Genomic DNA, 20,428 nt, shown 5'->3' on the forward strand with positions numbered 1-20,428 from the left:
CCAGCTAAATAAGACAAAACCTTCCAAACAAGGGTAAGTGGAAGGTTATTTGGCATGCATATTTTCAGTATAACATGAGTTATTTTAAGTTTTTATTGAAAAATGTTGACAAACTATTAGCTGGTTTTTTGATAATATATCAATCCGCAGACCCATCCCAAAGCTTGTTTCGCCCTCAAATCCCATGTAAACAGACATACTCTAGTAAGTTTAGTTAGTTTTTTTAAAAAAACCGACCCATTCCGTGAATGCCGCTATTAATGTATATCCCTCTTCTTAAACCGTCCGCCGCGGACTTCGTTGATATCGGCTACGGCAAGGAAGGCCGACGGATCCAGTTCCTCGACGATCGACTTCAGCTTGGCTTCTTCCAGCCTGGTCACGATGGTGAAGATCACTTTTTTGTCATCACCTGAGTAGGCGCCTTCCCCTTTCAGATAGGTGACCCCGCGCCCGAGCCGGGCCATGATCGCGTCCCCGATGTCCTCGTGTTTGTCACTGATGATCCAGGCGGATTTCGATTCGTCGAAGCCGTCGATGACGATATCGATCGTCTTGAAGGCGATGACGTACGCGAGGACCGAGTACATCGCCCGGTCCCATCCGAGGACGAAACCGCCCCATGCAAAGATGAACACGTTGAAGAGCATGATGAATTCCCCTACTGAGAAAGGGAATTTTTTATTTAAAAGAATGGCCAGGATCTCACTGCCGTCAAGGGCACCTCCGTACCGGATGACCAATCCCACCCCGGCGCCGAGCACGATTCCGCCAAAGACCGTCGCCAGCAGCACATCCTGCGTAAACGCCGCGACATGATGCAGATAACTCGTCGCAAGCGATAAAATCGTAATTCCGAATAATGTGGATATCGCGAACGTTTTTCCGATTTGCTTGTAACCAATGAAGAAAAACGGGATGTTCAGTAAGAAGATAAATAATCCGATGCCGATACCGGTCAGGTTATAAAGAATGATCGAGATTCCAACGATCCCGCCGTCCATGATCAAATTCGGTACGAGGAAAACTTCAATTCCAAGCGCCATCATGATGGCTCCCAGCAGGATGAAGACTCCCCGTTTCAAAACTTTCAATTTCGTTAATTTCGGATGCTGCAATTCAGCTTTTATCTGCTGTTCGATTGATTCATCACTCAATGTCGCTTCCCCCTGTTTCTATGTACTCATATTAAAGTATCTGTTTACGGTCGAATATATGTATAGATCAGGAGAGATAGTTGGACTGATACATCATGACTTCTATGAACCCATGTGTGTCTGGAGAGATGTCCACGGAATAACATGTCTGATCAGCGGGTGCATATGACTTTATTTTCCGGGCTGAATGGAAGGGAAGAGGAGCCGCACTGTCATCGTGGTGAGGGGACGAAGAGGTTGGAGAAAAAATCATCTCGATATTTGACAGGTGCGAAGTATCAACTTTTAAATCGGCTTCATTCATGGCAGCATCCTCGTATTTCAGTACATGGATCTGCTGCAGACCGGCAAGACAAACAAGTAAAATCCAGATCGACACATTCCTCACTCGATAACCTCCCTCCGCATTTCTTCTTATTTAATTATACCTCATTGCATTCCGCAGGGGAACGGATTGAACTTGCCGCTACAAGCGGCGGTGGTGGTGCGCCAAGCTAAAAAAACCGGAATCCCCGACTGAACCAATTTGGAGGGTAGATTTATAAGCGGAGAAATTCCGTCTAAGGCAGCTGGAGGAGGGTTAAGGTACTGAAATAAGGGGAGGAGTTACGCTTAACTGCTCAATATGTAACTATTTTTAACGGATATTTTACTATAAGCGGAAAAACTCCGGCTATTATCCGTGAAATAGCGGCATTTTCCGGTTTAACCGGAATTCATCCGCTAATTTTCAAACGCCAGGGAACCTGCTCTATTTGTTCCACATAAGGGTGCTAAAAAATTGATGATAAATAAGGCTCGAAGTATAATGGCTCCGAGCTTTTTCATGTGCTAATTTCACTGCTAAAGTGTCTTCTGATTAAACTGCAAATTACCGTACGAAAAACACTGTTAATTCAAATTTTGCACTTCAAAACCGAAACCGTTACCCCATCCAGGTCCGGTTTTCACTTCTATTAAAATTCTAATCCACAAGCTCAACTACAATCGGATCAAGCTCGACTTTCTCATGTCCTTTCCCGGACGTCAGGCTCGCGATGATCACCGGCTGGATGATGAGCTGTCCGCCCCCATCCCGAATCGCACCGAAGTCCGTCGTCCCTTCAAACGTTTTGCCGTCATCCATTGAGACACCGGGTCCGCTCGTACCGTCTGCATAGACATGCCCGAGATCATCCGTCACCCTGAACACCGGCGTCACACTCGGCCATTTTTCAAGGAAATTCTCTTTCACGAGCTGACTGTAGGAAATGATTGTCGACACATCCGTGAACTCCACCGATTTCAGGGTGAACGTCACATCTTCATTCTTCACCGTTTCATTTACGAGCTGCTGCTTCCCTTCCAGTCGCTCCAATGAAAAATCGAACGACCAATCCCCCTTAATCACAGCATCCTTTTCAACTCCGCTGAACCCTTGAGGTGACCATGAAATGTCCACCTTCTCAGGAGAATCACTGCCTTTAAAGTGAGGAGTAAACGTGGACAGCCCGACATAGCGGGTGTCACTAATCTTCGTGATTTCGGCGGTGCCGGCACTGCCGTTAGAGCCTGCGACCTCGAACCATTCCGCCCCGCTCATCTGCACCGATTCACCCAGATCCCGATTCGTTTCAATCGCGAACGACACCGTGATATTCGTACCGTCATAGACCGCATCATCGATCATGACCGTCGTACCATTGTCCGTCTCGGCAAGACCGATATCGGTGGAGAATTCATCAAAGGCGCCCTGATCTTCGTTTTGAAAATATGCGATGACATCATCCATAAACGGAATCTGCGAAGCGATCGACGGCACCGCAAAGCCCGCCGCAGCAGACGCCCCGATCAAGATGACCGCTGCAGCTGCAGCCGGCCGCCATACCGGTGCCTTTTTCCTTTTTTTCAAAACATGCTGTTTCACCCGTTCTTTCTCCGCATCCGTCACGTCCGATAACTCCAGCTGCTCCACATCGAGTTCCATCCATTCCTTCATGCTCATATCAATAGCTCCTTCAATTTCAAATTAGTCGCCAGGACCTTCTTCCCCCGGTACAAACGGTTATCGACCGCTGCTTTCGAGAGTCCCAGGTGTTCCGCAATTTCACGATTGGAAAGCTCCAAGTAATATTTCATCATGAAAATGTCCCGGTCATCGTCCTTCAATCGACTGATAGCAGCCAATAATTCATTTCTACCTTCACGCCTCATGACCGATTCTTCCGTTGCTGAGGCACCCGCTTTTTCTTTTAACAGGACATCGGACTTCTCACGCTCCCTGCGCTTTTTTGCCTGACGGTACCGGTCGATGGCCTTATACTTCGCGATCATGCCGATCCATTTTTTAAAATCAGCTGCCTCACCCTGAAACTGACGGGCATTCTCCCAGACAGTCAGGAACACATCGTTGACGCATTCATCGATATCATGCTCGTGCATACTGTGCAAAACCTTCGCCGCGATTGTTTTGACAAGCGGCATATATGCATCAATCACATACTCAAGCGCATCTTCTTTCCTTTTTTTCAGCCTCGGGATAAAATTTGCCGGCGTACTTTTCATCATTTCCGCTCCTTTTGTTTTTGAAAAAGCTTTTTCATAAAATACAACGAGTGACGTGTGACAGAATTCTCAACTTTATTGGATAGGAGCTTAATAGAAGCAATGGGAGGACCCTCCATGCTAAAATGAAACCGAAAGTCTTTTTGAAAAATGGGAGGGATTCACAATGTTCACAACGGTAAACGATTTTCTACAGGAATGGAAACAGGAAGCGGCAGTCACTCAGAAAGTGCTCGACGCCCTCACGGATGAGTCATTGAAACAAGAGGTCGCACCCGGCCTGTACAGCATCGGGAGTGTCGCGTGGCACATAACCGGAGCCGTGTTCTACTTTCCGTCTCAAGTCGGCATCCGCTTCGAGGCCCCGGATCTTCAAAAAGAAGCCCCTGCTTCTGCATCCGAAATCAGCGAAACTTACAAACTCGTAAGCGACCGTCTGTCTGAAGCCGTGACCGAACAGGTTTCTGATGAAAAAATGAACGAAATGGTCAATCTATTCGGTATGGACATGCCCGTCCAGGCCGTCCTGCGCCTGCTGATCCAGCATCAGGCCCACCACCGCGGGCAGCTGACCGTCCTCATGCGCCAGGCAGACCTGAAAGTTCCAGGGGTTTACGGCCCGAGCAAAGAAGAATGGGAAGCGATGAACGCTTCGAAATAAGAAGGAAAAAGACCGGCGCCGGCCGGTCTTTTTTTACTCTTTGAAATAGTGGACGGGCCTGACTTCAATACGCCAGCCAAATTCTCCCCCGCCCTCCACCTGCACAGCCGGATGCAGCCTCGCCAAACCCGCTGCGGCATCCAGATCCTCTGCTTCAATGAGGAACACGCTGCCGATCATTTCCCCGGTTTCTTCCATATCACTTACAATCACTTTGCCGCCATTTTTTCTTATGTCTTTTGCTTCAAGACCCGTACCTGCATCCATCAGGACCTGTCCTGTTTCGTACAACTCCTGAAGATGCGGCTCGCACTCTCCCATGACGGCATTGATCTCTTCCTCCGGCCTTGCATCCATCTTTTCCCGATTAAAATAGCCCACGCATAGAAATTTCATTTCACCGTCTCCTTTTCTGATCCATTACATGTAAAGTTCGACGTCCTGCGGGAAATCCCTTGTTCCGGATTAAGCCGCCGCATGGCAAAATAAAGAGGGATTCGTCTCTTTTTACAGAATCTATCCTTCATAGACTTAAAAAGGAGTGCCGCTATGTATATCCCGCCATATTTTAAAATCACAGACGAAACGACCGCCCATAGCATTATCAGCGAAAACGGCTTTACCACCCTGATCTCCCAGGGCGACGGCATGCCCATCGCCACCCATCTGCCGCTGCAGCTTAATGAGGATAAAACCTGTTTACACGGCCACTTCGCCAGACCGAACCCGCAGTGGAAGGACATCGAATCCCAAACTGTGCTCGCCATTTTCCACGGTCCGCACTGCTACATCTCCCCGTCCTGGTATGAGACGGATCAAACCGTGCCCACCTGGAACTACGTAACCGTCCATGTGTACGGAAAAATGGAGCTCGTCCATGATACCGATGAGAGCATGAAATCTTTAGAAGAGCTGGTCGCAGCATACGAAGCTCCCGACAGCCCTTACAGCCTGGAAAACGTAGATGCCGGATATCTCGCCGGACTGAGCAAAGGCATCCAGGCATTCAAGCTACATATCACGAAAATCGAAGGCAAAGCAAAACTAAGCCAAAACCATCCAGCCGAGCGTCGTGAACGGGTGATCCGGCAGCTCGAACAGATTCCCAGGGACGATGAAAGGGAGATTGTGGAGTGGATGAAGAGAAGTCTGAAGTGAAGGCAGAGCAGACAAAATAAGAGTGAAATTTCATTTAATAAGGGGGATGAAATATGTCCTCGAAAGTAAAACTTGTATACTTCATTGATGGCAATGAAGTCAGAGACCTAATAAATATGAAGTTCCAAATAGATCCCAATGATCTGGCCGGAAATTAATCGAAATGATTTAAAAAATATTTCAATAGGGGCATGGCCATAATTGCGAATCATGGCCATGCCCCCCTTGTTTTCAAAGAAAAGTGAGTCAAAATGACTTATTTTTTAAAAAATCTCTGCAGTGTTTTGTAGAAATCCAGTTTTCAACCGGATTCCAGCCCGCTATTTCAGTAGAGAGAAGGATCAGGCATCAAATATGATCCTAAATCTGATTTTATGAGCCCAATTGGAAATATATGATCCTGATCCCGATTTTATGATCCTAATTTCAAAAATATGATCCTAATTCAAATTATATGATCTTACAAGAATCATTCGAAACTAGAATCCCGAATATTCTCCTATCCATCAAATCAAAGATCACCAAAAAATTAGCCGCGGTACTGTCCCCCTGACCCGCTCAAGGCAGCAATACAATTTTCCCCAACTTCCCTTTTTCCTTAAAATACACCTGTGCTTCTTTTGCTTGTTCCAATAGAAAGGTTTTATCGATGACAGGCACTAGTTTTCCTTCAGAAATGGCTCCCAGCATCTCTTTGAACTCTGCCCTAGTCCCCAGCACCGACCCGTACATGGTGATATGTTTTAAATACAATGTCCGAAAATCCAGATTTGTCTGCTGTCCACCGGCAGATCCCGAGATAAAAAACTTCCCGCCTTTTTTTAAAACCCGAAGAGACGTATCGAATAGTGCATCCCCCACGACATCAAGGACGGAGTCGACCGGACCCCCATTTACATTCAGAATGTCTTCTGCCAGGCATTCGGAGTGATAGGATACGACATGGGCCGCCCCTAATTCCTTCAGCTTTTCCTCCCCGGCCAAGTCACCGATGACCGCAATGACCTTGGCTCCAAATACCTTTGATGCAATCTGCACATTCAACGAGCTCACCCCGCCGTTCGCACCGGTGACGACCACCGTTTCTCCGGCTTGAACCTGAAGCTGGTTCACCATATGCCACGCTGTCAGACCGCTCACTGAAAAAACAGCGCTTTCCGGATAACCGGGAAGTGGCATATCAAAGCAGAGTTCAGCCGGCCACACGACGTATTCAGCATATCCGCCGTCATACTCCGATCCGATGAATGACATATCTTCCGAAATATGCTCGAATCCACTTTCCCCACTCGATGCAAATGGAAAAAGCACAACATCCCTGCCCACCATCGATTGGGGGACAGAACTTCCAACCTTCACAACCTGACCCGTAATATCAGAGCCGGGAATCCGCAGGAACTGTACCCCTTCCGGCCGCCAGCCCGATTTGGTGCCGCTCCCGTAAGCCCCTTCCCTCATCCAGATTTCTGTATTATTAATCGCGCAGGCCTTAACGTTCACAAGCACTTCATCTGCTTTTGGTTCAGGAACCGGTATATCCACCACTTCCAGCTTATCCACATCCCCATATCCCGTTACTCGCACCGCTTTCATCGCTATCATCCTTTGTCGAATCAGATTTATTTGATTATGTAAAATATAGAACTTATTATTTGTTGTTTCCCTTTTTTTAAACGTATCCCACTGGTTCATGAGGGAGCGTGATGGTTGTGCCCCGGGACAATACCCAGTCACCGGGATCCTCCGCCAAATCCAAACCCCGTCTCAACCTCCCAATACTTCGTCACCACATTCCCTTTCGGCAGCACCACTCCCAGCTGCACCTTCTCAGAGCCCTTTGTGAAAACCAGCATTCCATGAGGCAGATAATCATAGCGGAACCCTTTCTGCGGATGCCAGCTGCGGCTGCTCGTATTGATTTGTTCCATTATCTCACGGATCTGTTCCTTATCGTCTATGACTTTAACTTCCTGCCCCTGCGTCGAAATCCTCAACTCATCAAAATCCCCCTCGACAATCGGAGCACGGTAAATCCAATAAACTGAAATACCCAAGAGGCACACAACCGCAAAGAAGCCCGGCACCAACCGCTTTTTTGCTATCAAAAAAGGTTCCACCCTTCATGTTTTCCTATAGTTTACTATATTTTGGATAAACCCTATAACCCTCTAAATCTTCTATATGGTAAAATATACTACATCCAGCACCATTTGAACGGAGACCCAGCCCAAAGGAGGTCATCACCATAAAAACCCATTACGCCCTTTTCTTCTGCCTGGCCATCAGCCTTCATAATCTCGAAGAAGCCCTGTGGCTCCCACAGTGGTCGCAAATGGGAATGGCCCTGCAAAAGCCAGTGACATCAAACGAATTTCACTTTGCCGTACTCATCATCACGGCACTTGCCTATCTCATTTCTTTTTTATATGTAAGCTTCCCAGAATCAAAATGGATGAAATGGGCCTTCACCGGCTTCCTCGGTTCCATGATCATCAATGCCGTTTTCCCGCATCTGCTGGCATCCATCCTAACGAAAACATACGCCCCCGGAGTCGGCACAGCACTCCTGCTGAACATCCCGGTCAATACGGTCATCTTATACAGATTACATAGAGAAAAATGTATATCCAGAAAAGAAATCTTCCTCTCCACGGTCGTGATCGGGGTTCTGTTGCTGGCATTGATTCCGGTTTTATTTATGTTGGGGGACAGTTTTATTAATTATTAACTATTGAGTCTATCATTATAGGAACTTATTAAGCAGCGAAGACAAACTTTTAAATGAATAAACGAGGTGCAAGTTAGATGGAATTTAAAATCGAAAAAATAAAGGGATTCAGCCCCCAAATTGGTCATCTTGTCTCACAAATGAATTATGCAAGGAAAACAACGATAGAAGCTGTAGATGGTTTATCGGCTTCCGATTTGGATTATTTATCGAGCAAGGACGGTAACAGTATCGGTGCCCTTTTACTGCATATGGCAGCTGTGGAAAAAGGATTTCAAATAGAGATTTTTGATGGCAGGAGACCGAATGAACGAGAAATGGAAGAATGGGGTCCCCCATACAGTCTAGGAGATAAAGGGAGAGCGCATATCAAAGGACATCCTCTAGAATTTTATACAGACAAACTGGAAGAAGTGAGAAGCAGAACCTTGATAGAACTGGCTAACCTTAACGATGATTGGTTATATGAAAATAGATCATGGGATAATCACCCTTCCAATAATTACTTCATCTGGTTTCATGTATTTGAAGATGAAATTAATCATAGAGGTCAGATTCGAATGATCAGAAAAATGCTGAAGCCGCAATCATAGGGAAAAGAATCCTGGGCATGCCCCAAAGGAAGGTCTATCATGCAAACACACCAAACAGGCAAATTTAAATACCATTCCACCACCCCGGCCAGCCTGGAGATCTGCCAGAAAACTCTCATCCTCTACCACGGCTGGGGCGGTTCCGCTGCAGGTTACCATGATGCAGCAAACGAAATAGCCAAAACAGGATATCGTGTCATCGTCCCTGAAATCATCTACCACGATACTCGGGAACCGCTCGCCTATCATTTCGTCCAAAAAACAACACAGCACTATTTTTGGAAAACAATCGTTGAGTCAATTGAAGAGTTTGATTCATTTGTCACTGAGCTGGGTATCCGAAAAGAGGATATCGTCGTTGCAGGCAGTTCCATGGGCGGCTTCATAGCCACCGGCATCTTCGCCCGTGAACACAAGCTTTCCGGTCTCGCTAACATCAACGGTTCTGGCTCCTTTCTTCTATCTGAGAAGGTATTCAGGGAGGCAGATGGACGGGGCGAGATACCAGATGCGATCGAGAAGGAATTAACCGAATACGATCCCGTCAAAAGAATAAACAGCCCATCCCCCGTCCTCCTCATCCATGGCGACTCCGATGAATTTGTTTCGATTGAAGGACAGAAAGACTATTACAGATATCTCACGGAGACAGGGGAACGAACCAATGTGGAGTTCAGGATTTATGCAGGGGTCAATCATGTTTTTACGGATGAGATGGTTGCGGATTTGGCGGAATGGTTGAAAACTTTATAAAAGAATTAACAGGGGCAGGGCAATGGTGACGTATGATGGCCCTGTCCCTTTATTTTCATAGAAATATAGAGTCAAAATGACTCATTTTTTATAGAATTTCTTTCAACCTTGATGGAATAATCAAGGTTCCAATCGATTCCAGGTCTACAATGATTCAAGCAGGACCGTCCGCAGTCATTTATGATCCATTCCAGAGATTTATGATCCAAACTGAAATTATATGATCCATTTTCCATTTTTATGATCCATTCTGAAAAAATATGATCCATATTCGAATTATATGATCTTTTAAGAATCATTCTAATTTACCGGCCTCATTGGATTCCCGCAGCAAAGCCGAAGCCTGTTTCCGCACTACACCCGCCAAACGGCACAAAAAACGGGCCGTGGTACCTGTCCCCGCGACCCACTCAAGAAAAGAACCGTCCCCTCCAAAATTCAGAAACAGCCTCCCTTAACAATCACATAAAATGTTCGGTACGTTCCATTTTTCTAAAAGCACCGGCAAACACCCAAATCCCATTCAACCCCAACAACCCGGCAATGACCATCACCAAAAAAGCCAGGTCAGGGGAAAACATCCACACTGCATGCCACGGCGACTGCGAAACATAACTCAGCGCCGGAATGAGGCCAAACGATAAAGCAATCAACACACTACCCGTTACGAAACCTCTTCCCCTTTTCAAAACCGGCTTCCTTATAAAAAACACCAGCATCCCCGCAAGCAAAACCGTCACCAGAAGAAGGATCAACTGAATCACAGGTGTATTCCCCGGAATCTCACCAGGTTCATCCCCGTTAAGAATATCAATGATCCCCATCTTCAAATAATAGAGACCTTCTTCTTCCAAGACATTATTTTTATTGGTGAGAATCACCCCGCCCCACCCGGTTTCAGGCATCGTGAATAACTCCGAATGCGAATCGGGGGTCGAGCCGGAGTGCCAGATCATTTCTTCAGGCGAGCCCGGATTTGAAACGCGGATTCCCAGCCCATAATAACGGTCTTCCCCCGTTTGGACATGGGGCGTAAGATAAAGCGACTTGCTTTCTTCACTTAAAAGCCCATCCGTATCCTCCCCGTTCAAAAATAAAAGGAACTTCACCATGTCATTCGCGCTTGCCGTCATGTATCCATAAGGAGCACCGCCATTGTCATAAGCAACGCTACTTTTCACCGGCACCCCGAACCATGACTGATAGCCTCGAGCGTATCCGTTCTCATAAGAATTCTCACGGTCACCAGCAGCATGCTCCATCCCTAGCGGCTTCAGCACGCTTTGATCCATATACTCTGAAAAACCAACACCCGTCACCTCTTCGATGAGGGCACCCAGAATCATAAAATTCGAATTGCTGTAGAGATGTTTTTGCCCGACAGGTACACTCAATTCAACATCTGCAAGGTTCTTTACATTCTCGCGGATTGCACTTAGATCGCTTGCTTCCTGATCTGACATAATAAGCCCGGTGTACGTACCCAGCCCGCTCGTCTGGGTTAGCAGCTGCTTGACTGTTATTCGCCCCGCCGCCTCTTCATCACTCAGCGTAAACCAGGGGAGGTGTTTCCGGACCGGATCATCCAATTCAATCAGATCCTCATCGACCAGCTTCATCACACCAAGGCCCGTCAATGATTTACTGATTGAACCAATCGTAAACGGCGTGTCAGCGGTCACCTTCCCTTCCTCTTCACCCGTCACACCCCACGATTTCGAATAAAAAACATCCCCGTCCTTCAAGAGGATGACCGATGCCCCCGGAACCCGGTACTCATCCACATACCCATCAATATAATGATCCAGCTCAGTCTCCACATCTCCTTGAGCGGAAACCGGCCAGCCTGTCACCAGCAAACTCCAGATCAGAGAGCACCCCATAACCATAAGCATGCGCTTCTTTATTTTCATATCACGCACCCATCTTTCGCTTATTCATCGTTTGAATAAGCACCCCCGCAAGCACGGAAATCCCAAGACTCACCAGTACAAGAAGACTGTTCCACCACGAATTCCCTGAAATACGATAGAGGAGATTGTACTCGAAATCGTTCAATTTTAGTGGATTGAATGCTTCCGTTAAAAATAAAGAGAAAAGAATTTGCGACATAAAATAAGCAGCCGCTGATGCGAGAAGGGCTGGCAGAATGGAACGGCCCGATTCTTTTTTTGTGAGATGAGTCTTCTTAATGCGGGAGTGAACATCAATTTCGTTGATCTCCACATAATCTTTTACAAAACCTTCCGCACCCCCGAGCTCTTCCAAGGCGTCGGTTCCATGCTCATGTGATTCTTGTATATGCTCCACAATCTGAAATTTCACCTTTTCCCGCTCCTTCGAACGGACTCCATACTCCTTCAACGCAGCCAATACTTCATTAACGAATTGTTTTTCCTCCGCCGTCATCCAATCCATCTTCACTCCGCCCCCTCTCCTTCTGAACCGCTCTTCAGCAATGAACGAATATCTTTCTGCAGCTCCATCCATTCGTCTATCTTCTGGCGAAGCACCTTCCTTCCCCTGTCAGTGATTTCATAATAAACTCTCATTTTCCCGCTTTCCGTCAGCTCCCGGCTGTTTTCAACAAGCTCTGACTCCTTCAATTTCGTAAGGATGGGATAAATGCTCCCCACACCCTTCAACTGCAGGCGGTGATTCTCCAGCTCCTTCATGATTTCATACCCATAGCTCTTTTTTGTCGACAATATCGACAACACACACATTTCCAAATGACCTTTAATCAAACTGGTTCTATTCATAGGAAAAATTTAACATACTTATATATCGGAATCAAGTATATATTTTTATTAAGTTTATTCGCCGAACTACTCAAAAAAAACCGCCCCGGCAAAATGCCGAAGCGGATCAAAAAAGAGTCGCGGTACCTGTCCCCGCGACCCACAATCTATTCATTCAACAACTTCATCCAAATTCACAATCATCATATGTTCTTCTTCCACTAGCCCAGTATGATAGCTCGATCCATTCACTGCACTTTCAGGGAAGGTTTCCTTACCGTTTTCATCAAGCGGGATCCATCCGATGCCGGAAGCCACCTGGCGCATGATTCCTTCCAAGGGGAAAACGCCGTTGTGAGATGCCCCATCGGCCATCTCTTCCATCACTGCGATCCAATCATCCGGCAGCTTTAGGACTCCGTATGGGTTCTCGCCAAACGAAACTTCCTTTTTCATCCGGATGCTCGGGGTGTATTCATGACGTGTGCCGGAAACGGAATAGTTCCGGTCCCTTTTATAATAAAAATTCAGCGTATCGATGTTCTTTTCTGAAGGATTGATATTCCACACGATCCGGTACGTTGACGGATCTTCAGGATCGACCTTCCAAATCTTCGGTTCCCCTTTCGTGCGCACGGTCCCAAGCTTCCATTTATGACGGTGCCACACCCAGGTACTTACTCCATATATCCCCTCTTTTGATATGAAAGGGGCCGCCGCGTGTTTACCGTCAATATTGATCACTTCCTGGATCTCCCCGGCCTGCGCTTCAGGCAGCAGCTCGTTGATTGCTTTTACCATCTGTTTTTCACCAGGCAGTGCATCTGGCTCTGAAAAGTAAAACCAGTAAACTGCCAGAGATCCCGCCACCAGAAAGAGTACAGCCCCTGATAGAATGGCTTTCATTTTCATCGTCATCTGGCTGCTCCTCCCTTCAATACCGAATCATCCAATCTATAATAATACTGATTCCGAGAGGTGGAGATCAGGATCCCCTTCCCGTCTTCCTCCACATAGATGATCGGCTTCAGCCCGCTTCCCCACTTCGAAGAAACACCGGTCATCTGATAAGGAAAACGCTCATTGCGATTCCTCTCGCCGTCTGATTCCTGGAACATTTCCTCGTACCAGCCATCGCTATCCACTCTTTCCTGCTCGGCAGAAGCCAGTTGATCCGCGAACTTCCCGCGATCCAGGGCCGCATCCCCGGCCCCAGAAGGATGAGTGGCGATAATCGAAGCCTCATCCGTATCCGCGATATGCGTCGAGAGATCACCCTCTGGATACACCGCCGCATACATCAGGAATGAAAGCAACGATGCTGCCAGGAAAATAAAATTCCCGGCAAACCCCAGCCAGGCAAATCGCCTGTAATTGTCCCACCGGTCCTCCACCCGGTTCAAAACCGCATACAGTATCCACACGCCTAGCGGCAGCACAGGGAACCTCATCATCGTCCCTTCCATCTCCCAGTCAATCGAGAACGCGAATACTCCTGCCAATATGGCAACGACAACCTTCCACACCCGCGGTTTCGCCTGCTGTTTCCGGTACAGCCTGACAGCCAGAAATCCGATCACCAGCCATGCCAGTACATCCAGCGCCACTGATACGGCATCCCCTGTAAAGTCCAAATTAAACATAATCCCTTTTCCTCTCTTTTTCTATTTAACTCCGATACATCCAATATAAGCCTTTATTTTACCATTCATTCCCACTATAAAAAAAGCCCTTTCCTCATTGCCTCAAAAATAATAAGGGAGACTTTTCATACTGAACGCTTTTCATACATACCCATTAAGGTATATAATCAACTAAACGTTTATAAGATAATCAAGAGACTAGTAGAATGATAAAGTGAACATACATTCCCACGTACAGATTGGAAGGATACCATGAATTCACATAATGAACTCGCGATAAAAGACTGCCTGGATTCCCCTGAACACCAGCAGGCTATTTATAAAAAAACGTTGATCATCATCATGATCGCCCAGGTCTTCGGAGGGGCGGGGCTCGCTGCCGGCATTACGGTGGGCGCGCTTCTCGCCCAGGATATGCTCGGGACTGACAGCTTTTCCGGCGTCCCCGTCGCCCTCTTCACGCTGGGGTCAGCCGGCGCGGCCATGTTTGTCGGAAGGCTCTCCCAGCGTTACGGAAGACGGACCGGTCTTTCCATCGGCTTCCTGATCGGCGGGATCGGTGCAGCCGGGGCCGTCGCAGCGGCTGTCACCCATTCCGTGATCCTGCTTTTTATTTCGCTTTTAATATACGGAGCCGGGACTGCCACAAACCTCCAGACGCGCTATGCCGGGACTGACCTGGCAAAACCGTCACAGCGGGCTACGGCGGTCAGCTTTGCCATGGTGGCAACGACATTCGGTGCGGTCGCCGGACCCAACCTCGTTGATGTGATGGGCCGATTCGCTGTCTCCATCGGGATCCCCCCTCTGGGAGGACCATTTATCCTAGCTTTTGCCGCCTACACTCTTGCCGGCATCGTCATCTTCATTTTTATGCGGCCGGACCCCTATGTATTGGCGATGGCGCTTTCAAAGTCTGAGGAAACAGCCAAGGTCAGGGAATCAGTCACGTCTTCTACAAAAAACAGCCGGGGGATATTCCTTGGAGCCTCTGTGATGATCCTGACACAGATCGTCATGGTCGCCATTATGACCATGACCCCCGTCCACATGGGGCACAACGGCCACGGGCTGACGGCCATCGGCCTGATCATCGGAATCCATATCGGTGCGATGTACCTGCCGTCGCTCATCACCGGTGTGCTTGTCGATAAAATCGGCCGGATGCCGATGGTTGCAGCGGCCGCGCTTACTCTTCTTGCAGCAGGGATCCTGGCTGCAGCGGCGCCGACCGACTCAATTGTGATTCTCGCCATTGCCCTAGCGCTGCTTGGACTCGGCTGGAACTTCGGTCTGATCAGCGGCACGGCCATCCTTGTCGACTCAACGGATACCGCCACCCGGGCCAAAACCCAGGGCAGCGTCGACGTCTTCATCGCCCTAGCCGGAGCTTCCGGCGGTGTGCTCTCAGGCATCATCGTCGCGTTCTCCAGCTACCCGGCCCTTTCCATCGGGGGCGGAATCATCTCCCTGATCCTCATTCCGGCGATGATCTGGTATCTCATGGGGAACAGGCAAACCGGCAAGACGAAAAATCAAGCAGACTAAAGAGCAGGACCATGCTGACGCAGCTTGGTCCTGCTCGTTTTTATTAGAAAATTCACTTATTTCAGCTTCGTTTCAGAAGGTTTTTTCAAATTTTGTGCAAAAACCCTTCAAAAGCCACAATCTCCTCTTTAATTTCATCCAATGAAACCTTCCAGACAAGATATATGATCCATTTCAGAGATTTATGATCCTAACTAGAAATATATGATCCTCATTCCAATTTTATGATCCTATTTTTAAATATACGATCCTAAATCGAAATATATGATCTTATGAGAATCATTCTAAACTGGCTGGCCGAATCCTTCCTCCATCAAAAATCAGACGAAGATGATCCGCGGTACCTGTCCCCCCTGCAACACCAAGCAGGAATTCACCCTCCTCATGTTAAATACTAATAAATACCAATCCGAAGTAAAAGAGGGATCCATCATGCCAACCTTCATTAAAAAGACTGACTTCTTCAAACTGTATTCATTAACTGACGGGGTCTATGCCGCGATCGCCATACCCGGAAAAGGGGCCTGGAGCAATGCTGGGATCGTGGATCTCGGGGAGGAAGTACTCATCTTTGACTCATTCTCCACTCCCTCTGCCGGACAAGAATTACGCAAGCAGGCAGAGCTCCTTACTGGTAAAAAGGTAAAGCACCTGATCAACAGCCATTACCACGGCGACCACGTCTTCGGCAATCAAGCATTCCGCGATGCTTCCATCATCTCCACCGTTGAAACAAAAGAGCTGTCCAAGGAAAAAAACAAGCTTGGAGACGTTAAAAAAGAAATAGAACATACAAAAGAGTACCTGCGAAGTTTAAAACAACAAATTGACCTCACCCGGGATCCGATCCTCAAAGCCAGCCTTGAGAACCAGTACGACGAAATGAATAAGGTCCTGAACGACATACCCCGTCTAGAAGTGGTCCTTCCATCCGTCCTTTTCGAAGAGAAACTGCTCCTAAAAGGTTCGAAAAGAAAAGTGGAATTGCACTGCCTGGGAGGGGGACACACACCCAGCGACACCTTCATGTATTTACCGGAAGACAAGATTGCCTTCATGGGGGATCTCCTCACGGAAAATCTGCATGTACCGATCATTAACCCCGAAGAATTTCTTCACATATTTGAAAGAGTAAGAGAGTTGAACATCACCACCTATGTCCCTGGCCATGGGAATGTCGGAAATAAAGAACTGTTGAATGAACTCGAAGGATATATCACATTTTTAAAAGATACTGTGACCGATGCTATCAACAATCACGTGCCTCTGGAATCACTTATTACCCGCTTCGAAGCACCTCTTCCCTATAAAAATTGGATGGGCGTTAGCGGAATCGAGGGGAACCTTTCAAAAATGTATGAATTCTACCGGGGTAAAAAACAACTTAGATCTGGACGTACTCTTATTTGATTTCCGAACTGCCTCCCAGGTTTGGAGGGGCATAAGCGGAAGCAAAGGTAACCCCACGAAACGGTATACTTTTTATACAGAGGAATAGCAGCACCCTAAAAGAAGCTTAATGGGTCTTGGCCCCGCTGTTTTCATAACGTATCGGAACCCAGCTCCCCCAATGGCCCAAAACCCACGAAAAAACCGGCCCCCGCTAGTCACGGGACCGGTCCTGATTATCGTGTTCCTACATATTCTCCTGCTTCAAGCCCTCAATGATGTTCTCATTCTTGATCTTCCCGATCGAATACAGCATGGCCGAGCTGACGATGATGAAGATGGCGATGATGACGAAAAGGAGGTCGAACCAAGGCAGTTCGAATCCGTATTCGAAGGTCCCTCCGACCGCTCTGTGAATGAGGTACATGACCCCGATGCTGATCGGGAGCCCGAACAAGAGGGCGTTGACGCCGTAAAATATGCTTTCGTAGTTGATCATTTTGTTGAATCCTTTAGGAGTCATCCCCATCGATTTCAGCATCGCGAATTCACGTTTACGGAGTGAAATGCCGGTTGAGATCGTGTTGAAGATGTTTGCAATCGAAACGAGTGAAATCAAGGTAATGAACCCGTATGTGAAGACGGACAGGAACAGGATCATCTGCTCTTCCTGCTGACGCCTTTCATAGACGTTATAAATGTACAGATTCGACGGTGCCGCTTCTTCAAGGGCTTTTTGGGTCTTCATCGGATCGGAGCTTTCCAGGAAAAGTTGGCTCTGAACCCCGCTTTCCATCAGGCTCCCCGCCATCGCCTCCAGTGTATCCATAGGCACGATGATATCCAATCCTCCGGCCATCGCCGTCCCGATTCCCATCGGCACCTGATCGGTCAGTGCCCCTATGGTCACCTTCCCGAACGGCTCGCTTTTATTTGTATCAAAATCCGTGAAGGTCAACTCGAGTTCATCCCCCCGGACCGCCTTGATGGATGAGGTTTCGACGAATTTACCAGTTGCCGGATTACGGTAGGAAATCTCACCGATGACTATCGCCGCCCGTTGTTCTGGATCAGAGAACGCCTCAAGATCGGCTCCCGCCTTCGCCGCATACTCCTTGAAGCTCTGTTCATCCAGCCCGTAGAAATTCACATAATATTGATATCGTCCGTTTTCCAGCGGTATGTTTTCCTGTTCGATCATATCCTCCAATTCTTCAGGGAATTGTTTTTTATCGATCAATGATGAAAGCTGCATGGTTTTATGCAGACTTTGATCCGTCACACCCTCCACACGGGCAAGGTCCTCAAGCTCAGCGGAATCCCCGCCTTTCCCGTAAACCTGGATGTCGTAATCGACCCCATCCTGCGACATCATCACTGATTTCTTCAGGTTATCCGTAAAAAAAGACACCGATAAGAAAAGGACGATGCTGACGACAAGGGAAATGACCGTCGCATAATATCTCTTTTTATTTCGTTTCAGATTTTTCAGGCCGATCTCAGCTTCCAGTCCGAACACCTTGCGGACGAGTTTGGACGTTTTGACCGTCTTCCCGGACAACTTGACGTCCTGGGTCTGCCTGATTGCATCGATGGCTGAGATCTTCGATGCCTTCCGGGCAGGCATATAGGTCGAAATGAAGATGGTCACGACCGAAATCAGACAGGAAAGCAGAACAGAAGATGCAGTGACGACGGTCTGAAGTTTCTCTGATATCCCCATTGCCCCGTCAAGATACGAATTGATGAACCAAAAGGTTGCCGAGATGCCCCCGATTCCGGCAAGAAGACCGGCCGGGATGCTGACGGCGCCGATGACAGCACCCTCGAAAAAGACAGAGTCCCTCTTCTGTTTCTTCGTCGCCCCGACACTCGACAGCATGCCGAGATGTCTGGCGCGCTCTGAAACACTGATGGCAAATGCGTTATAAATGAGGGAAACCGAACCAACAATGATGACGCCCATGATGATGCCGAGCAGGGAAAACAGCGTAAAACGCAGATTGTCATCATCCGTCACACCGTAGTAGCGGAGCAATTCGTTATTGAAACCCACCTTCTCAATGTCGTTCTCCTCTGCCAATTGCTTGGCATGATCGAATAACGATGCCTTCACTTTATCAAGGATGACTATTGCATTCACCTGTTCGGAATCCTTCATGGAACCTTTATCGATATAACCGATCATCGTGTAGCCGGGAGACCATGACGGTTCCCAGGATGGGCGCTTGATGACACCAGTCACGGTGAATGTTTCAGTCGAGTCCACCTTGAGCTCTTCCGTGACGCCGTTCTCACCGCGCTGCAGAGGATCATTCTGGCCGAGTTCGATTTCTTCCCCCTCGATTTCACGTTTCCCGATATCCAGGGTGATTTCATCTCCAATCTCAAACTGTACACCCGCATCTTTCGCGACCTGCTCGGAGATGGCCACTTCGTTTTTCGAAGAAGGAAGCTTTCCTTCCACCAATTCAATCGGGAACTCCTTCAAGCCCTCTTCATTATATTTTTTCAAAAAAAGATAGGGCCTTTCATCAACCTTGGCCCCTTCAAGCTTTGCATAACCGCCATTGCTTGACAGTATCAGCTTCTCTGTTGCCCCGTCACCTGTAATCGCATCGATCTGGCCGGCATTGACGTTGCTGTACTGAACATGCCATTCACCGTTATCCGCGATCGACTGCCGTTTCATGATGTCGAGGAATGAAACCCCGAGCGTCGAAACGGCCATGATCATCGAGACGGAAATGATGACACCGATGATGGTCACGAGCGTCCTTTTTTTATTTTCCTTAAGGGAACGCAGGGTCAGTTTATTGATGATGTTCATGGACGGATCACCTCATCCTTTGCGACCCTTCCATCTGCGATTTCGATCACCCGATCCGCCTGCAGGGCGATCCGCTCATCATGCGTGATGACGATCAGCGTCTGGTTGTACGTCTTGTTGAACATCTTCAACAGTTCGATGATCTCCTTGCTGTTCTTGCTGTCGAGGTTCCCTGTCGGCTCATCCGCCAGTATGATCGCAGGATTGCTGATCAGCGCCCGTCCGATCGAGACGCGCTGCTGCTGTCCGCCCGACAGTTGGTTCGGCAGGTGATCTAGACGTTGATCAAGCCCCAGTGTCGACACGATCGATTCAAGCTGACCGCTGTCTACCTTATGCTGATCCAGCAGCATCGGCAGCGTGATGTTTTCCTCTACCGTCAAGATCGGGATCAGGTTATAGAACTGATAGATCAGACCGATCTGACGCCTCCTGAAGATCGCGAGCTGCGTTTCATCAAGCTTGTAGATATCCGTGTTGTCGATCATGACCTTCCCGCTCGTCGGCCGGTCGACGCCACCGAGTAAATGAAGAAGCGTCGATTTCCCAGACCCCGATGGACCGATGATGGCCACGAACTCGCCCTTATTCACGGAAAACGACACGTCATCCAGTGCCTTGACCGCCGTTTCCCCTTTTCCGTAGATTTTAGACAGATTTTCAATTTGTACGATACTCATAAT

General features: G+C 47.9%; 21 protein-coding genes. 7 read left to right on the plus strand and 14 right to left on the minus strand.

Going from position 1 to position 20,428, the window contains the following annotated elements; genetic code table 11:
* Nucleotides 1-257 precede the first annotated feature (257 nt).
* The 4 genes from BHE18_RS01130 to BHE18_RS01145 form a co-directional block, all read right to left on the minus strand.
* Nucleotides 258-1,157, minus strand: coding sequence for a YitT family protein (locus BHE18_RS01130; protein WP_411158752.1), 900 nt, complete (start codon nucleotides 1,155-1,157; stop codon nucleotides 258-260).
* A gap of 67 nt (nucleotides 1,158-1,224) precedes the next feature.
* The gene (locus BHE18_RS01135) at nucleotides 1,225-1,545 is read right to left on the minus strand and encodes a hypothetical protein (protein ID WP_058298818.1); all 321 of its coding nucleotides are present in this window, start codon (nucleotides 1,543-1,545) and stop codon (nucleotides 1,225-1,227) included.
* A 576-nt stretch (nucleotides 1,546-2,121) separates the two neighbouring features.
* Entirely contained in the window at nucleotides 2,122-3,141 is a 1,020-nt protein-coding gene (locus BHE18_RS01140; protein ID WP_071616925.1) for a DUF4179 domain-containing protein, read from the minus strand.
* Entirely contained in the window at nucleotides 3,138-3,701 is a 564-nt protein-coding gene (locus tag BHE18_RS01145; protein WP_071616926.1) for a sigma-70 family RNA polymerase sigma factor, read from the minus strand. Before BHE18_RS01145 ends, BHE18_RS01140 begins: the two co-directional genes overlap by 4 nt.
* Nucleotides 3,702-3,867: 166 nt before the next feature.
* Between BHE18_RS01145 and BHE18_RS01150 the strand changes: the two genes are divergently transcribed.
* A complete protein-coding gene (locus BHE18_RS01150) occupies nucleotides 3,868-4,362 on the plus strand; it encodes a DinB family protein (protein WP_064567512.1) in 495 nt (164 codons plus the stop codon).
* 33 nt (nucleotides 4,363-4,395) lie between these two features.
* On the opposite strand, the gene BHE18_RS01155 is transcribed toward BHE18_RS01150, so the two are convergent.
* Complete coding sequence (locus BHE18_RS01155) at nucleotides 4,396-4,758, minus strand: YciI family protein (protein ID WP_071616927.1); 363 nt, start codon at nucleotides 4,756-4,758, stop codon at nucleotides 4,396-4,398.
* Nucleotides 4,759-4,911: 153 nt separating this feature from the next.
* On the opposite strand from BHE18_RS01155, the gene BHE18_RS01160 reads away from it, so the two are divergent.
* Entirely contained in the window at nucleotides 4,912-5,520 is a 609-nt protein-coding gene (locus tag BHE18_RS01160) for an FMN-binding negative transcriptional regulator (RefSeq protein WP_071616928.1), read from the plus strand.
* Nucleotides 5,521-6,078: 558 nt separating this feature from the next.
* Here the strand turns inward: BHE18_RS01160 and BHE18_RS01165 are convergent.
* Together BHE18_RS01165 and BHE18_RS01170 are read right to left on the minus strand one after the other, a co-directional pair.
* A complete protein-coding gene (locus tag BHE18_RS01165) occupies nucleotides 6,079-7,113 on the minus strand; it encodes a zinc-binding dehydrogenase (protein ID WP_071616929.1) in 1,035 nt (344 codons plus the stop codon).
* A 137-nt stretch (nucleotides 7,114-7,250) separates the two neighbouring features.
* Nucleotides 7,251-7,625, minus strand: coding sequence for a hypothetical protein (locus BHE18_RS01170; RefSeq protein WP_071616930.1), 375 nt, complete (start codon nucleotides 7,623-7,625; stop codon nucleotides 7,251-7,253).
* Between the two features lie 140 nt (nucleotides 7,626-7,765).
* Between BHE18_RS01170 and BHE18_RS01175 the strand changes: the two genes are divergently transcribed.
* From BHE18_RS01175 to BHE18_RS01185, 3 genes are all read left to right on the plus strand, one after another.
* Complete coding sequence (locus BHE18_RS01175; RefSeq protein ID WP_071616931.1) at nucleotides 7,766-8,248, plus strand: HXXEE domain-containing protein; 483 nt, start codon at nucleotides 7,766-7,768, stop codon at nucleotides 8,246-8,248.
* A gap of 77 nt (nucleotides 8,249-8,325) precedes the next feature.
* Nucleotides 8,326-8,841 (plus strand): DinB family protein, encoded by a 516-nt coding sequence (locus tag BHE18_RS01180; protein ID WP_071616932.1) that lies wholly within the window; start codon nucleotides 8,326-8,328, stop codon nucleotides 8,839-8,841.
* A gap of 39 nt (nucleotides 8,842-8,880) precedes the next feature.
* Entirely contained in the window at nucleotides 8,881-9,594 is a 714-nt protein-coding gene (locus BHE18_RS01185; protein WP_071616933.1) for an alpha/beta fold hydrolase, read from the plus strand.
* A gap of 461 nt (nucleotides 9,595-10,055) precedes the next feature.
* Here BHE18_RS01185 and BHE18_RS01195 read toward each other — a convergent pair whose 3' ends face one another.
* From BHE18_RS01195 to BHE18_RS01215, 5 genes are all read right to left on the minus strand, one after another.
* Complete coding sequence (locus BHE18_RS01195; protein ID WP_071616935.1) at nucleotides 10,056-11,507, minus strand: serine hydrolase domain-containing protein; 1,452 nt, start codon at nucleotides 11,505-11,507, stop codon at nucleotides 10,056-10,058.
* Nucleotide 11,508: 1 nt separating this feature from the next.
* Complete coding sequence (locus BHE18_RS01200) at nucleotides 11,509-12,084, minus strand: hypothetical protein (RefSeq protein ID WP_235860230.1); 576 nt, start codon at nucleotides 12,082-12,084, stop codon at nucleotides 11,509-11,511.
* Nucleotides 12,015-12,356, minus strand: coding sequence for a PadR family transcriptional regulator (locus tag BHE18_RS01205; protein WP_071616936.1), 342 nt, complete (start codon nucleotides 12,354-12,356; stop codon nucleotides 12,015-12,017). Before BHE18_RS01205 ends, BHE18_RS01200 begins: the two co-directional genes overlap by 70 nt.
* A 150-nt stretch (nucleotides 12,357-12,506) precedes the next feature.
* Nucleotides 12,507-13,253, minus strand: coding sequence for a hypothetical protein (locus BHE18_RS01210; protein ID WP_071616937.1), 747 nt, complete (start codon nucleotides 13,251-13,253; stop codon nucleotides 12,507-12,509).
* Nucleotides 13,250-13,978 (minus strand): hypothetical protein, encoded by a 729-nt coding sequence (locus BHE18_RS01215; protein WP_071616938.1) that lies wholly within the window; start codon nucleotides 13,976-13,978, stop codon nucleotides 13,250-13,252. The genes BHE18_RS01210 and BHE18_RS01215 overlap by 4 nt, the downstream gene beginning before the upstream one ends.
* A 252-nt stretch (nucleotides 13,979-14,230) precedes the next feature.
* Here BHE18_RS01215 and BHE18_RS01220 point away from each other — a divergent pair, with 252 nt between their 5' ends.
* Nucleotides 14,231-15,526: an MFS transporter gene (locus BHE18_RS01220; RefSeq protein WP_071616939.1), complete on the plus strand. Its 1,296-nt coding sequence runs from the start codon at nucleotides 14,231-14,233 to the stop codon at nucleotides 15,524-15,526.
* A gap of 432 nt (nucleotides 15,527-15,958) precedes the next feature.
* Complete coding sequence (locus BHE18_RS01225) at nucleotides 15,959-16,936, plus strand: MBL fold metallo-hydrolase (protein WP_071616940.1); 978 nt, start codon at nucleotides 15,959-15,961, stop codon at nucleotides 16,934-16,936.
* Between the two features lie 226 nt (nucleotides 16,937-17,162).
* On the opposite strand, the gene BHE18_RS01230 is transcribed toward BHE18_RS01225, so the two are convergent.
* Entirely contained in the window at nucleotides 17,163-19,745 is a 2,583-nt protein-coding gene (locus tag BHE18_RS01230; protein ID WP_071616941.1) for an FtsX-like permease family protein, read from the minus strand.
* Nucleotides 19,742-20,425, minus strand: a complete 684-nt coding sequence (locus BHE18_RS01235; RefSeq protein WP_071616942.1) for an ABC transporter ATP-binding protein — start codon at nucleotides 20,423-20,425, stop codon at nucleotides 19,742-19,744. The genes BHE18_RS01230 and BHE18_RS01235 overlap by 4 nt, the downstream gene beginning before the upstream one ends.
* Nucleotides 20,426-20,428 lie beyond the last annotated feature (3 nt).

Origin of the sequence: Rossellomorea aquimaris (genome assembly GCF_001877785.1) — a bacterium.
In the GTDB taxonomy this organism is placed as follows: Bacteria; Bacillota; Bacilli; order Bacillales; family Bacillaceae_B; genus Rossellomorea; species Rossellomorea aquimaris_A.

What these genes read in the sequence shown, in the direction of transcription:
- BHE18_RS01140 (WP_071616925.1), bottom strand. Translation starts at nt 3,141, where the DNA reads ATGAGCATGAAGGAATGGATGGAACTCGATGTGGAGCAGCTGGAGTTA.
- BHE18_RS01145 (WP_071616926.1), bottom strand. Translation starts at nt 3,701, where the DNA reads ATGAAAAGTACGCCGGCAAATTTTATCCCGAGGCTGAAAAAAAGGAAA.
- BHE18_RS01150 (WP_064567512.1), top strand. Translation starts at nt 3,868, where the DNA reads ATGTTCACAACGGTAAACGATTTTCTACAGGAATGGAAACAGGAAGCG.
- BHE18_RS01155 (WP_071616927.1), bottom strand. Translation starts at nt 4,758, where the DNA reads ATGAAATTTCTATGCGTGGGCTATTTTAATCGGGAAAAGATGGATGCA.
- BHE18_RS01160 (WP_071616928.1), top strand. Translation starts at nt 4,912, where the DNA reads ATGTATATCCCGCCATATTTTAAAATCACAGACGAAACGACCGCCCAT.
- BHE18_RS01165 (WP_071616929.1), bottom strand. Translation starts at nt 7,113, where the DNA reads ATGAAAGCGGTGCGAGTAACGGGATATGGGGATGTGGATAAGCTGGAA.
- BHE18_RS01180 (WP_071616932.1), top strand. Translation starts at nt 8,326, where the DNA reads ATGGAATTTAAAATCGAAAAAATAAAGGGATTCAGCCCCCAAATTGGT.
- BHE18_RS01185 (WP_071616933.1), top strand. Translation starts at nt 8,881, where the DNA reads ATGCAAACACACCAAACAGGCAAATTTAAATACCATTCCACCACCCCG.
- BHE18_RS01195 (WP_071616935.1), bottom strand. Translation starts at nt 11,507, where the DNA reads ATGAAAATAAAGAAGCGCATGCTTATGGTTATGGGGTGCTCTCTGATC.
- BHE18_RS01200 (WP_235860230.1), bottom strand. Translation starts at nt 12,084, where the DNA reads ATGGATGGAGCTGCAGAAAGATATTCGTTCATTGCTGAAGAGCGGTTC.
- BHE18_RS01205 (WP_071616936.1), bottom strand. Translation starts at nt 12,356, where the DNA reads ATGAATAGAACCAGTTTGATTAAAGGTCATTTGGAAATGTGTGTGTTG.
- BHE18_RS01210 (WP_071616937.1), bottom strand. Translation starts at nt 13,253, where the DNA reads ATGACGATGAAAATGAAAGCCATTCTATCAGGGGCTGTACTCTTTCTG.
- BHE18_RS01215 (WP_071616938.1), bottom strand. Translation starts at nt 13,978, where the DNA reads ATGTTTAATTTGGACTTTACAGGGGATGCCGTATCAGTGGCGCTGGAT.
- BHE18_RS01220 (WP_071616939.1), top strand. Translation starts at nt 14,231, where the DNA reads ATGAATTCACATAATGAACTCGCGATAAAAGACTGCCTGGATTCCCCT.
- BHE18_RS01225 (WP_071616940.1), top strand. Translation starts at nt 15,959, where the DNA reads ATGCCAACCTTCATTAAAAAGACTGACTTCTTCAAACTGTATTCATTA.
- BHE18_RS01230 (WP_071616941.1), bottom strand. Translation starts at nt 19,745, where the DNA reads ATGAACATCATCAATAAACTGACCCTGCGTTCCCTTAAGGAAAATAAA.
- BHE18_RS01235 (WP_071616942.1), bottom strand. Translation starts at nt 20,425, where the DNA reads ATGAGTATCGTACAAATTGAAAATCTGTCTAAAATCTACGGAAAAGGG.